Consider the following 13,922-nt stretch of genomic DNA (forward strand, 5'->3'; position numbering starts at 1 on the left):
GTCGGCGCAACCCGTTACCGTTGAAATGTGACAAACCACACCCTTGATTCCGCCCAGACGGCCGTTCTCGACCTCCCCGACGGGGTCAGTGCCGCGGTGATCGGTGCGCCCGGCTCGGGCAAGACGACCACGCTCGTCGAACTTGTTGCAGACAGGGTGCTCAACCGGGGATATTCGCCGAGCGAGGTACTGGTACTGGTGCCGACCCGCGCCGGTGCCACGGAGCTGCGCGACCGGCTTGCGCTGCGCCTTGGCGTGCCGACGAACGGCCCGCTGGCTCGCAGCGCCAACTCGGTGGCATTCCAGATTGTGCGTTCGGCGGTCGCGCAGGCCGGCGGTCCGACTCCCACGCTGCTCACCGGTGGGGAGCAAGATCAGATCATTGCCGAGCTGTTGCAGGGCCACGTTGATGATGAGACCGGCCCGGCCTGGCCGGCGACCCTCGGTCCCGATGTGCGCCGCTTACGGGGCTTTCGCACCGAACTTCGCGATCTCATGATGCGCGCGGTCGAGTACGGTGTCTCGCCGGGCCAGCTCGAGCGTTTCGCCCTCGGTCGTCCGCAGTGGGTGGCTGCGGCCGAGTTCATTCGCGGTTACGAAGAGGCCAAAGACCAGGCCCGCCCTGGCCAATACGACTCGACCGAGCTGGCTCGCTATGCCGCGGCTATCGTGGCGGGCGCCCAGGCCGGACCGGCCGGCGTTGCAACACTCGGCTCCCTCGCCGACCTGCGCCTGATCGTTCTCGACGATGCCCAGGAAGTCACGCAGGCCACGATCACGCTGTTGGCCCAGTTTCAGACGCGGGGGGTGGCGATCGTCGCCGTCGGTGACCCCGACATCAGCACCGGTTCGTTTCACGGTGCGCATCCGGATGCCCTGGGTCGCCTCGGCTCGTATCTCAGCGAGGGCCGGGCCGTACCCGCCGGCCGCGTAGCCGTGCCGATCGTGCTGCAGACGGTGTATCGGCACGACGCGGACATCCGTCGAGTCGTTGCGCAGATCACCGGGCGGATCGGCGCCGCCGCCGCTGGAACCCAGCGTGCGGCGGCCGGTCGCGATTCGACAGGCGCGACTGGCCCTTCCGTGCAGACCGTGGTTGCGACCAGCCCGGCCGATCAGCTCGCCGTCATCGCCCGCCTGCTGCGCGAACGCCACGTAATCACTGGAATTCCCTGGTCGCGCATGGCCGTGATCGTGCGCACCGGAGCGCTCGTGCCGTCGATTTCCAAGGGGCTCGCCGCACTCGAAGTGCCGACGCAGATCTCTACCGCGAGTACAGCCCTGCGTGACGAATACGCGGTGAGAGCCTTCATTTTGGCACTCGAGGTAACCCTGGGCCGCAAACCGCTTGACCCCGAGGCGGCGATCGAGTTGCTGCGCGGCCCGCTCGGTGGGCTCGACCCGATCACCCTGCGCCGGCTACGTGCCGCGTTGCGCCAGCACGAGCTGGCCACTGACACCCCCACACCGCAAAGCGCCGATGAGTTGCTCGTCGTCGCACTGCAGAACCCCGATCTGCTTGCCACCATCGATAATCGCACCGCTCGGCGCGCAGCCAGCTGCGGGGCGAGCCTGCGCGAGGCGAAAATCGAATACGAAGCCGGTGCCACCATCGAGGAACTGCTCTGGGGCCTCTGGCAGCGCAGCGGCCTCGATCGCGAATGGAAAGAGCAGTCCACGGGAACCGGAATCGTCGCCGACGAAGCCAACCACAACCTTGACGCCGTCGTCGCCCTGTTCTCGGCGGCGCAGCGCTACGTCGAGCGCACCCCGTCGGCCCCGCCGGTATTGTTCCTGGAACACCTCGTCGACACGGATGTGCCCGAAGATACCCTCGCGCCGCGTGCCGTGGGCGCGGCCGTCATAGTGTCTACCCCAAGCGGTACCATCGGACGCGATTTCGACATTGTGGTGGTGGCCGGCGTGCAGGCCAATGTCTGGCCCGACCTGCGCATCCGTGGCTCCCTGCTTGGTGCTGGCGACCTTGCCTTGGTCGCCACGGGCCAGGACGGCACCGGGCACGACGTTACCGGCACCGACGCTCGCACCGCAGTACTCCACGACGAACTGCGCATGTTCGCCCAGGCAGTCAGCCGTGCCACGACTGAACTGCTTGTCACCGCAGTGAACAATGAAGAGAATGAGCCGTCGGTGTTCCTTCGTCTGCTGCCAGACCCCGAGCCTGAGCGGGGCGTTGACGACTTCGCCCGGTACCCTCTGTCGCTGCGCGGCCTGGCCGGGCGGATGCGCCGTGACCTGACCCGGGCTATCCGCTCACCGGCCCGCATCGACTCCGAGACGACCGCCCGGGCAGCGGATGCGGCGGCCACTCTGGCCCGCCTGGCCAGCGAAAACGTGCCCGGCGCAGCACCGGATCAGTGGTACGGCCTGACCGAACCGAGCACCGTGCGCCCGCTCAATGACTCCGCGGCCGGTGATGATCCGGTGCGTGTCTCGCCGTCGCGAATGGCCGCCTTCGAAACCTGTCCGCTGCACTGGCTGATCGGGCAGGTCGGCGGCGGCAACTCGAATACCGCCGCCAACCTCGGCACGATCATTCACAAGGTCATGGAAGACGCCACCGACCGTCGGCCAGAGGCGCTCTGGCAGGGCGTGGAGTCCCGCTGGAACGAACTCGACTTCGACGCCGACTGGCAGTCTCGCGTGCAGAAGGTCGCCGCCAGAGCGCTCACCGACCGGCTCGCCTCGTACCTGCTCGATTTCGAGAACGGAGGCGGTGAGTTGCTGAGTGCTGAGGGAACCTTCCAACTTGAAGTGAGCGGTGCCGTGCTGTCGGGCACCATCGACCGAGTGGAACGCCAAGCCGACGGGCGGGCCGTGATCGTCGACCTGAAAACCGGCAAGGGCGACGCGATAAGCGATGTCGGCGTTGCGGAGCATCCACAACTCGGTGCCTACCAGCTGGCGTTTCAGGAGGGCGTCATCGAGGGCGTCTCGGGTGACATGGCGCTGGCTGGTGCCCGCCTGGTCATCGTCTCCTCCGGCACGGTCAAACAGAACTACCGTAATCCCACCCAGCCCGCCTTCACTCCGGAGCAGCTCGACGCTTTTCGCACCCGCGTAAGCGACGACGCGGCAGGCATGGGCGGCAGTACCTTCATCGCCGAAATCACCGAGCACTGCCTCGACCCGCGAAGCCACGGGTCCTGCCGCATCCACGTCATTAAGCAGGTCAGCTCATGAGTCTCACGACAACAGCCACCACGGTCTCCGCCCTCGACATTGCCGCAGAACTCAGGCTTCCTCCGCCCACCGATGAGCAGCAGGAGGTCATAGAGGCGCCGCTTACGCCGACCCTGGTGGTCGCCGGCGCCGGAAGCGGCAAGACCGAGACGATGGCCAACCGGGTGCTCTGGCTACTCGCCAACGGCCACGCCCGCCCCGACCAGATTCTCGGACTCACCTTCACCCGCAAGGCCGCCGGCGAGCTGAGCGATCGCATCAATAGGCGCATCAGCGACCTCGATGCTGCCGGACTTATGCCAATCATCGCCGGTCAGGACGACGGCCCGACGGCTGAGTCTTCCGACCTCTTCAATACGCCGAGCGTCTCCACTTACAACTCTTTTGCCAGCCGGCTGTTCACCGACAATGCCCTGCTGCTCGGCCGGGAGCCGGAATCTGTACTGCTCAGTGAAACCAGCGCCTGGCTGCTCGCTCGGCGCGTGGTCATCGATCACGGCGACGGTCGCCTCGTGCCATACGGCAAGAGCGTCGACCAGGTCACCGACGCCGTGCTGCAGCTCAGTCGTGCCGTGGCTGAGAACCCGCCGGCCTGGCACGACGGCGCACCCGGAACCCCGCACGATCTCGCCGGCCTGGCCGAAAGCTTCGCTTACCTGAGTGATTTGCCCTACGGCAACCCGCGCAAGAAGAAGTCGTACGACTCGGTGGTAGATGCCCTGGCCGCAGTAGCGCCATTGCCGGTGCTCGCCGAACTCGCTGCACAGTACAGCAGTGAAAAGCGGCGCCTCGGCCTCATCGAATTCTCCGACCAGGTGGCCCTCGCGCTTCAGGTCTGCCAAAAAGTCGATGCGGTCGTGGACCGTTACCGCGACCAGTACCGTGTCGTGCTGCTCGACGAATACCAGGACACCTCCGTGCTGCAGACCGAACTGTTGCACACGCTCTTTCGGAACCACCCGGTGATGGCCGTCGGTGATCCGCACCAGTCGATCTATGGATGGCGCGGGGCCAGCTCGGCGAATTTGCTTGGCTTCGGGCGAGACTTCAACACCAGCCCCGCAGCCGTAGCACCGACCATGTCGCTGTCCTTCACCTGGCGGAACCCCGCCCTCGTGCTCGACGCCGCGAATGCCGTCGTCGATCCGCTGAGTCAGACGCTGCGCGCCCAGCCCGGCGGAATCCAGGTCGAAACCCTCAAGGTGCCGGCCGGCACCAGGGCCGGCAACGTTGACGCGCTCATGGCTGAGACCTTGGCCGATGAGGCCGACGCGGTGGCCGACTGGTTCGCCGCCCGGCTCGTCGGTGATCACACCGGGGCAATGCTCTTTCGGGCCCGCCGGGAGATGGACTACTTCGCCGAGGTGCTGCGCGCCCATGGCGTGCGCGCCCACGTGCTGGGCCTCGGCGGGTTACTTTCCACACCGGAGGTCGCCGACGTCGTGAGCGTTCTGCGGGTGGTGCACGATCCCGCTGCCGGCAGCGAGCTCGTGCGCCTCCTCAGCGGCGCCCGCTACCGCGTCGGCGCACGCGACCTGCAGGCTCTCGCCAACGTGGCACGCTGGCTGGCCCGGCACGACTGGGCCCAGAAGGCCATTTCGGCCGAACTGCGGGGCAAGCTGCGGGCATCCGTCGCCGGTGATGAGGGCAGCTCTCTGGTTGACGCGCTGGACTTTCTGGGCACAGCCCCTGAATCTCACAGCCAATTCGCCGAGTTCAGCGAGTTAGGGCGCGCCCGAGTGCAGTCGGCCGGCCGGCAACTGGCGTGGTTACGTTCCCGCGCCAGCCTGCCGCTGCTGGACTTCGTGCGGCTGATCGAACAGGAATTTCGGCTCGACATCGAACTGACCGCGAACGAGGCGAACGACCTCGGACTCGCCAACCTGTATTCCTTCCACGACACGGTGGCCGCATTTCTCGACAGCGACGAGCAGGGCACCCTGGCCAGTTTTCTGCGCTGGCTGAAGCGGGCGGAGCTGCAAGACGACCTCGGCCCGCGCGCTGAAATGTCGGAACAGGGCACCGTGCAGTTGCTGACGATTCATGGCGCCAAGGGCCTCGAATGGGATTTTGTCGCCATTCCGAACCTCACGGAGAAAAGCCTGCCCGCCTTAGCTCACGATTCGAGCGGGTGGCTGCGCTTTGGCGAGCTGCCCTACGGTTTTCGGGGCGATCGCTCCGAGCTGCCCGAACTCGAAGTCGACGGCCACGACACCCAGCTCGATTACGATCTGGCCTTCCAGACCTACAAGGCGCAATTGGCGACGCGGCACGACGATGAAGAACGCCGGCTCGTCTATGTCGCCATCACCCGTGCCAGGCAAGAACTCTTGCTGACCGGCTCCTTTTGGGGGCCAGGACTGACGGTTCGAAAGCCCAGCCGCTATCTCCTGGAACTTGCCGAAGCCGGGCTCATTCCGGCCATCCCAGACACGAGTGCCGAGGCCGACAAACCTGGCTCCGCCTCCAGCGGCACGGAACTGTGGCCGTTCGACCCGCTTGGCACTCGCCGCGCCCTCGTCGAAGCGGCCGCGACCCGCGTTTTGGGCAGTACTGCGGATGCTCCCACCCGCTGGTCCCACGCGGTCACCCTGCTGCTGGAAGAACGTGCCCTGCGGTTGGCCGGCGGCGCTGTCACCCCCGTACCCACCCGCATCCCCGCATCCCGGTTCAAAGATTACGTCGACGACCCGGCCGGAGTCGCCGCCGAACTGCGGCGCCCCATGCCGCAGCGCCCCTACCGGGCCACACGGCTCGGCACCCTGTTTCACTCCTGGGTGGAGCGCCGGGCCGGCGGCGCGACCGGCACCGATCGCGTCGATGCCGCGCTGAACGAACTGGACTTCGGCGATGACGATGCGGGCGACGACGGCGATACCGGCGCACTGAATGACCTCGCCGTACCCGAGCAGGAACAGTTTGCGGTTTTGCAGGCCACTTTTGAACGGTCCGAATGGGCCGATCGAGCGCCGGTCGACGTCGAGATCGAAATTCACCATGTGCTCGGCGGCCAGGTCTTCGTCTGCAAGCTCGACGCCGTCTATCGCACCGAAACGGGGTATCAGGTCGTCGACTGGAAAACCGGGCGGGCACCCAAGAACGCCGCTGACCTCGAACTAAAGCAAACCCAACTCGCGCTCTACCGGTTGGCCTACGCCCGATGGAAGGGAATCGATCCGAGCATTGTCGACGCCGTGTTCTATTTCGTCGCCGACGACACCGTCATCGCCCCCGAGCGCCTCTATTCGGAAGCGGACCTGCTTGCCGCCTGGTCGGGGGCGATGATGCCGGTGCGCGAGTCGTCGGATTCGGAGTCGTCATCGGACTCCTTAAGGGAGTCAGAGTCCGTGCTGAGCCCCGAAAAGTTGTAGCTGTCGGTGTGCATCGCCGCGTGCTGATCGTAGTCGCGGGCGGCGCGCGGCATATGGTCGAGCATGTTCTCCACGTCACCAACGGTCATGATCGGGCCGGTTTCGGGGGAGAGTGGCTGCTGGGTGTGGCTGTGCACCGTGTCGACGAGGCCGTCGAGCATGGCGACAGCGTCATCGACGATGGACTGGTCGTGACTGCTCACGCCGTGCAGCAACCAGCGGGCCAGCTCGAGCTCGGCATAGAGCATGGCACGCTGGGTGATGTGAGTGTCGCTGCCCTGACGAGCGGTCGAATACGCGGTGATGGCGAGTTCAGCGGCATCTCCGCGCGCGGCGAGCAACCAGTGAAGGTCGCGGGCCGGGTCTCCGACGGCCAGGCCAGACCAGCCGAGAATACCCGATACGGCGTCGTCGGTAATTAAAATGGAATCGGCCGACATCGACCCGTGCACCACCGCCGGCGCGAACTGCCAGAGGGCATCATCGTCGGTGGCCTGTTCCCAGCGGCGCAGCAGCGCTGCGGGCAGGTAGCCGGTATTGGCGGCCCGGTCGACCAGGTCGATGGCGTCTTTGCGGCACTGTTCGGCGCTCTGCTGGGAAAGCCCGGCCGTGCCGATAAAAGCGCTCGGTAGTGAGTGGATCGCGGCGATGGCGCGGCCGATCGACCCCGAGACGCCCTCGTGTCCGGTGAGGGCATCCGCATCGAAACTGTCGCCGGCCAGCAACTCGTAGACAACAGCGCGGGTTCCCTGAATCGGCGTTTGACCGACATATTCGGGCACATCGAACGGCAGCCGACTGCGATTGCCGGTGGTCAGCGCGCGCAACGCCACGAGGTCGGCGGACTGCTCGGTTTCAGCCGACTGGCTGGTCGGAACGCGAATGATCAGCGCCCGTCCGTCTGTGTCGATGACGAGCGCCGAGTCGAACAGTCCGTGCGCGCCGGCACTGTGCTTGCGGGCGTAGGCCACGTCGAGCCCCGGAACTGCGGAGGTGGCTAACGCGGCTAGAGTGAGTTGAGTTCTGGCCATGCCTACTAGGTTAGATCGACTTCCGGTTGCGTGGCTATTCGCCACGCCTCCACACCCACGTTCTCGCAGAGCTCGGAGATTACCATGTCGTTCACTTTCACGACGCGGTTGCCGCTGTCTCGCCACGCGGTCGACCGTGATCACCTGAGCCGCAGCATTCCCGGGCTGTTCGATCAGCTCTGGGCGGATTCCGCCACTCGTGTTCTGCCGGTCTGGCACGGCAAGATGCTGCTCGCGCCCAACGACTCGACCAGCGCCGTTCACCTGGCCCTGCTGCCTCCGGCGAGCGTGGCGATGAGTCGACAGAATCCCGGCTTGCGCGTCTACCTCGGCCGGTCCCTGCCAACCGACCTGCCGGAGCCGACCGGTACCCGCATTGTCGCCGCGCAACTCGATGACGACGCTGCGGCCCGGCTGGAGCCCGACGAGAGCCGTTGGGTGAACCTTCGAACGGTCGCGACTGTGCTCGGTGACCGGGACGCCGGCCTGTTCACCGAGGCCCTCGGGGTGCTCAACTGGCACGCCTCGCACGGGTATTGCCCGCGCTGCGGCGCCGCAACCGTGGTCGAGGACGGCGGTTGGGTGCGTCGCTGCCCGGTGGACAACAGCCAGGTCTTTCCCCGCACCGACCCCGCCGTGATCGTGCTCATCACCGACGCGGACGACCGCATCCTGCTCGGTTCCAATGCAATGTGGGAGAACAACCGCTACTCGCTGCTCGCCGGATTCGTCGAACCCGGCGAAGCCCTGGAAGCGGCCGTGATCCGCGAAATGTTTGAAGAATCCGGCCTGCGTGTGACCGATCCGGTCTACGTCGGCTCGCAGCCGTGGCCCTTCCCGGCTTCGATCATGTGCGGGTTCACCGCCCGCCTCGCCGACGACCAGCAGGCAAGTGGTCTGCTGCCCGACGGCGCCGAGATTTTGGCGCTGCGCTGGTTCAGCCGGCAAGAGCTGCTCGATGCGGGCGAGTGGATGCTGCTGCCCGGCCCCTCGTCAATTTCGCACGCCATGATCGAACGCTGGCTCGGAGCTGCGTTGCCGGCCGCGACGGAACTGATCCGCCCGTGACGGTGACCGCCGACTCGCTGCTGAACGGCCTCGATGAACAACAGCGCATTGCCGCCGAAGCGCTGATCGGCCCGGTCTGCATGCTCGCCGGCGCCGGTACCGGCAAGACCCGCGCCATCACGCACCGCATCGCGCTCGGCGTGCTAACCGGCGCGTACGCCCCGAATCGGGTCATGGCGCTCACCTTCACGAGCCGGTCGGCGGCCGAACTTCGCGGCCGCCTGCGCCAGCTCGGTGCCGGGGGAGTGGCCGCCCGCACCTTCCACGCCGCAGCGTTGTCTCAACTGAACTATTTCTGGCCACACGTCGTCGGTGGGCAGGCACCGCGCATCCTCGACGGTAAGGGCCGCATTCTCGGGCATGCCGCCGAGGCGCTGCACCTTAAAATCGACACGGCCACCCTGCGCGACCTCGCGGCCGAGGTGGAGTGGCGCAAGACCAGCGGCCTGAGTATCGAGCAGTATGCGGCTGGCATCGCCAGCCGCAGCCTGCCGGGACGGCTCGACATTGACCAGGTCGTTGCCCTGCAAAAGACCTACGAGAAGCTCAAAGACGAACGCAAGCAGATCGACTTTGAAGACGTGCTGCTCGCCATGGCCGGCATGATCGAGGCCGAACCGTCGGTGGCACTGCAGGTTCGTGAGCAGTACCGGTTCTTCGTCGTCGACGAATATCAGGACGTCTCCCCACTGCAGCACGACCTGCTCGCTCTGTGGCTCGGCGACCGCCGTGATCTCTGCGTCGTCGGCGACGCCAGCCAGACCATCTACTCCTTCGCCGGTGCCCGCAGCGACTACCTGCTCGACTTTCCCAAACACTACGAGGATGCCACCGTGGTGCGGCTCGAGCAGAACTACCGGTCGACCGCGCCCATCGTTGCCACCGCGAACCAGCTCATGCGCGGCCGTTCCGGCGCGCTGACCCTGCACGCCGCACAATCCGACACCGGCTCCGATCCGAGCGTGCGCGGCTACGCCTCGGATATGGCCGAGGCCCGCGGTGTCGCGGAGCAGATTTTGCAGCTCACTGGCACCGGTACCAAACCCGAAGACATAGCCGTATTGTTCCGGGTCAACGTGCAGGCGGCACTGCTTGAAACAGCGCTGACCGAGGTGGGAGTGAGCTACCAGATTCGCGGCGCCAAACGGTTCTTCGACCTGCCAGAGGTGAAGCAGGCGGTGATGAGCCTGCGCGCAGCATCCGTTTCCATCATCGGGGAACCGCTGTTCAAGTCCGTCAGCGATGTGCTGCGGTCCCTCGGCTGGAGCCAGACCGCCCCGGAGACGCGCGGCGCAGTGCAGGCTCGGTGGGAATCACTTAATGCCCTGATGGGCCTGGTTGACCAGGCCGCCGCCGGCACCACCTTTCGGCAGTTCACCGACGAGCTGATGGAACGCCAGGCCGGCCAGCACGAACCGACCGTCTCGGCGGTGACACTCGCCACCATGCACTCGGCTAAGGGCCTTGAGTGGGATGTCGTGTTTGTGGTCGGCCTAAGCGAAGGACTGGTGCCGATCAGTTACGCGAGTACCTTCGACCAGATCGACGAGGAGCGCCGACTGCTCTACGTCGGCATCACGCGGGCCCGCAGGCGGCTCGCGCTTAGCTGGTCGTCTTCCGGAGTGCAGGCTCGTGCGCCTCGGGAACGATCTCGCTTTCTGCAAGAGCTCGGCAGCCGCACCGCTCGTGGAGCCGGTGCACGCTCCGCGTAACGGCGCCCGAGACGGCGTCAAGGCGCAGTGACCGGGCGAACACCACTGACCGTCCCGTCTCCAGGCGATCCTGCACGAGCCCGGCTACCCGAACGGCGACTTCAAAGCTCAGCCTGGGCGTTTCGCTCGGAGCCTGCCGCGGGGCCAGCTGGCAGGCTATCGCCGGCCAGGCGGGATCGTCATCGACGTGCGCGAGTTCGAGACAGGTCAGGCACGGCCCAACGCCCGGTTCCACGAGCGGCCCGACCCGCACGGCGCTGTCGCTGAACACCACAGGCAGGTGGGGAATGTCCCGGCGTAGCCAGCGCCCGTGACGCTCCGGTGAGAAGACGTATTGTCCCACCAGCACTGCCAGTTCTGGTTCAGTGCCGGGTAGCGGCTCTTCGATTCCGAGGTTGGCCAACAGGGTGCGCACGCGAAAAGCGGTCGTTCCAACCCCATCAACGAGCACGGTGCGAGGCAGCGGCGTTGCCGGGGGTTCCGCATCGTCTGATACGTACAGCAGCGCCGGCTCCAGCAGTTCCAGCAGATGCGTCACCTCGGCAGCGGATGCTCCGGCCAGCGTTCCGAGCAGCATCGCACCTGATCGATGCACCCCAGCGGCGAGGGCTGACAGCACGGCCTCATGGGCGTGCGTGAGCCCTTCGATCGTCACAACGGCGTGGTCGATGCCAAGCTGTACGCAATCCGGTGTGCGCCACACCAGGGGGTATCGAGGATTCAGTCGAAGGGCCATGCCGACATGATGACGCACATGACCCCGGCTGAATGAGTTCTCCACAGGCAGTTGAGGCAGCCCGCAGCGTCGTTGGCACCGCGCCTGCGGGGTAGAGCGGAGTTCCTACTCCTCGTGGGGGCGCTCGGCGCCGTCATCGCGCAGCAGATCCTCGAGGGCCTGGTCGACGTCGTCGAGCACCTCGGGCTCACCGCGCGCGGCGCTGGTGAGGCGCATGATCAGCTGCTGAGGATCGTCGATGTCCTGCTCGGTGGGCAGCAGGTCGGGGTGCGACCAGAGGGCGTCGCGCGCTTCGCTGCCGACGGCATCCGTTACGGCCTGCCACATCGCTGCGGCCTCCCGCAATCGGCGCGGGCGAAGTTCGAGACCGACGAGGGTCGCGAAAGCGGATTCGGCGGGACCGCCGGAAGCCCGGCGGCGTTTGACCGTTTCGGCGATGGCATCGGCCTTGGGCAGCCTGATCGAGGCGCGGGCGGTGACGACGTCGACCCAGCCTTCGACCAGGGCGAGCATCGTTTCGAGGCGCGACAGCGCCGAGATCTGCGACTCGGACTTCTGTTGGATGAGCGAACCGTCCACCATGGCCTGACGCAGGTCTTCCGGGTTGGAGGGGTCGAAGTTTCCAGCGAGTTCTTCGAGCCGGCTGGAGTCGATGCTGATACCGCGCGCATACGCAGTTACCGCGCTGGTCAGGTGCAGGCGCAGCCAGCGGGCGTGCCGAAACAGGCGGGCGTGGGCAATCTCACGCACGGCCAGATAGATCTGCACCTGATCGGCGGGAACGTCGAGTCCGGCGCCGAAATCGGCGACGTTCTGGGGGAGGAGAGCGGCCTGCTGCTCGCCGAGCAGCGGAATGCCGACATCGCCGCCGCTGACGACCTCGCTGGCCAGCTGCCCGACGACCTGACCGAGCTGCATTGCAAAGAGGGTGCCGCCGATGCTGCGCACGAGCTGGCTCGCGTTGGCCACCATGCCCTGCATCTCTTCTGGCACTTGTTCCGCGAAGACCCTGGTGAGCGAATCGGAGATGCTCGTTGCTACCGGTTCGGCCAGCTGGGTCCACAGCGGCATGGTCGCGGTGACCCATTCCCGGCGGGTCATCAGCCGCGGTTCAACCGTCAGTTCGGCCACGGAGATCACGTCATCGAGCCAGAGGGCCGCGATGTGAAAAGCCTGGCGCAGTTGGGTCTGCTGCTCGTCGGTCGCCGTGAGCTGGCCGTTAGCCGCTCGCTGCTCACCCTGCGTGAGCGCAATCTGCCAGTCCACACCGGTGCCTTTGGAGTTCATAGCGCCTTGCAGCTGTTGCATGAGTGCGGCCACGCTAGCCGGGTCATTGGGCAGGCCAGCCGCATTAGCGAGCTGGCCAGGGTCGATGCCGCTCTTGCCGCTCAGAATGTCGCGCAGCATGTCACGGAACTCGTCACTAGGCTCGCCCGGGTTCTGGTCGTTCGGGGGTAGGGAGTCGTCGGCCACTTCAGGCCCCTCTCAGTCGCATGCTTCTACGCTAGTGCGAGTAGCCCGCTCGGGGCTGGGAAATATCCTAGGCTGAAGGGCTTGCTGTGCGCCCGCCGCGAACACGACCCGGAACCTGGCAAGACCCAACACGGAAGGAGCACGGTGGCTCTCTTCATCGATGACTCACCGGCGCCCCACGGTGCACGGCGTCGCCACCCCTCGATCGGCTGGACGGCGTTGCTGATCGCCCTCGTCGCCGGCGTGATTCTCGGCATCATGCCAGCCCCCTACGTCATCGAGAAGCCCGGACCGGTCTACAACACCCTCGGCTCGGCCACCGATGACAACGACGTCGAGACCGCTCTCATCACCATCCCGGATGAGACGGTCTACCCGACCAAGGGCACGCTCGACCTGCTCACGGTGTCGCTGCTCGGCAACCGGGAGAACCGCCCGAGCTGGCTCAGTGTCGCGGGAGCATGGCTCGATCCGAGTGAGGCCGTTCTCCCCATCGACCAGGTGTTTCCCGCCAATGTCAGCACCGAACAGCGGGATGCGCGTTCCAGCGCCGACATGATCAATTCCCAACAGGATGCCATCGCCGCGGCGCTGACTCATCTCGGCTACGACTACCCAACGACGGTCTCGGTGGTCAGCCTGCCCGATGGCTCCCCGGCTGAGGGCATGATCGAACCCGATGATCAGATCTCTGCGGTGAACGGGACGCCGGTTGTCAACGTGGCGGAACTGCGTGCCGCGTTGCAGATCAACGGCGCCGAGACGGCGGCCAGCGTCGACATCGTGCGAGGCGGCGTGGCTCAGACCGTCGAGGTCACCCCGATTGACAACGCCGGCACGGTCGTGGCAGGGGTCAACGTCTCAGTCGCTTACGACTTTCCATTTGAGGTGCAGATTCAACTCGATAAGGTCGGCGGACCGAGCGCGGGCATGATGTTCGCGCTCGGAATCATCGACAAACTCACGCCCGGCGAGCTGCAAGGCGGCGAGAACGTGGCCGGTACCGGCACGATCGACCAGTCCGGTGCGGTCGGCCCGATCGGCGGTATCCAGCAGAAGCTGTACGGCGCCGTCGAGAATGACGCGAGATGGTTTCTGGCTCCTGCCGAGAACTGCGACGAGGTGACCGGCAATATCCCCGACGGCCTGACCGTGTTCTCCGTTGCCACCCTTGACGAGGCACTCGCCGCCCTTGACGCGATCAAGACCGGCGACACGGGCGACGTCCCGACCTGTCCCACGAGCTAGCGTCGCACGAAAAACTTACGGCAGCCCGGTAATGATGACTCTCTCAGGGGTGCTTAAGTAGGATAGAGGTCGACCCTGA

General features: G+C 66.1%; 7 protein-coding genes and 1 pseudogene. 5 read left to right on the top strand and 3 right to left on the bottom strand.

Features of this window, described 5'->3' with window-relative positions; all coding sequences use genetic code 11:
- Positions 1-27 precede the first annotated feature (27 nt).
- Both E3T39_RS15160 and E3T39_RS15165 read left to right on the top strand, forming a co-directional pair.
- Positions 28-3,204 carry an ATP-dependent helicase gene (locus E3T39_RS15160; RefSeq protein WP_134516681.1) on the top strand — a complete coding sequence of 1,059 codons (3,177 nt, stop codon included), beginning with the start codon at positions 28-30 and terminating at the stop codon, positions 3,202-3,204.
- Positions 3,201-6,395 (top strand): annotated as a pseudogene (locus E3T39_RS15165) (UvrD-helicase domain-containing protein); the annotation flags it as partial. The gene E3T39_RS15160 and the pseudogene E3T39_RS15165, both read left to right, overlap by 4 nt.
- Positions 6,396-6,445: 50 nt before the next feature.
- Here E3T39_RS15165 and E3T39_RS16730 read toward each other — a convergent pair.
- A complete protein-coding gene (locus tag E3T39_RS16730; RefSeq protein WP_134516683.1) occupies positions 6,446-7,606 on the bottom strand; it encodes a phosphotransferase in 1,161 nt (386 codons plus the stop codon).
- A gap of 84 nt (positions 7,607-7,690) precedes the next feature.
- On the opposite strand from E3T39_RS16730, the gene nudC reads away from it, so the two are divergent.
- Complete coding sequence (gene nudC, locus E3T39_RS15175; protein ID WP_134516684.1) at positions 7,691-8,674, top strand: NAD(+) diphosphatase; 984 nt, start codon at positions 7,691-7,693, stop codon at positions 8,672-8,674.
- 2 nt (positions 8,675-8,676) lie between these two features.
- The gene (locus tag E3T39_RS15180; RefSeq protein ID WP_134516783.1) at positions 8,677-10,386 is read left to right on the top strand and encodes an ATP-dependent helicase; all 1,710 of its coding nucleotides are present in this window, start codon (positions 8,677-8,679) and stop codon (positions 10,384-10,386) included.
- Here E3T39_RS15180 and E3T39_RS15185 read toward each other — a convergent pair.
- Entirely contained in the window at positions 10,277-11,122 is an 846-nt protein-coding gene (locus tag E3T39_RS15185; protein WP_134516685.1) for a hypothetical protein, read from the bottom strand. The genes E3T39_RS15180 and E3T39_RS15185 overlap by 110 nt on opposite strands.
- A 105-nt stretch (positions 11,123-11,227) precedes the next feature.
- Positions 11,228-12,529, bottom strand: coding sequence for a zinc-dependent metalloprotease (locus E3T39_RS15190; RefSeq protein WP_134516785.1), 1,302 nt, complete (start codon positions 12,527-12,529; stop codon positions 11,228-11,230).
- A 210-nt stretch (positions 12,530-12,739) separates the two neighbouring features.
- Between E3T39_RS15190 and E3T39_RS15195 the strand changes: the two genes are divergently transcribed.
- Entirely contained in the window at positions 12,740-13,843 is a 1,104-nt protein-coding gene (locus tag E3T39_RS15195; protein WP_134516686.1) for a YlbL family protein, read from the top strand.
- Positions 13,844-13,922 lie beyond the last annotated feature (79 nt).

The sequence above is a fragment of the Cryobacterium suzukii genome, assembly GCF_004403185.1.
Taxonomy (GTDB): Bacteria; Actinomycetota; Actinomycetes; order Actinomycetales; family Microbacteriaceae; genus Cryobacterium; species Cryobacterium suzukii.

Bases quoted from the DNA above. Each gene is read 5' to 3' on its own strand.
- E3T39_RS16730 (WP_134516683.1), bottom strand. From the start codon at position 7,606: ATGGCCAGAACTCAACTCACTCTAGCCGCGTTAGCCACCTCCGCAGTT.
- nudC (WP_134516684.1), top strand. From the start codon at position 7,691: ATGTCGTTCACTTTCACGACGCGGTTGCCGCTGTCTCGCCACGCGGTC.
- E3T39_RS15185 (WP_134516685.1), bottom strand. From the start codon at position 11,122: ATGGCCCTTCGACTGAATCCTCGATACCCCCTGGTGTGGCGCACACCG.
- E3T39_RS15190 (WP_134516785.1), bottom strand. From the start codon at position 12,529: ATGCTGCGCGACATTCTGAGCGGCAAGAGCGGCATCGACCCTGGCCAG.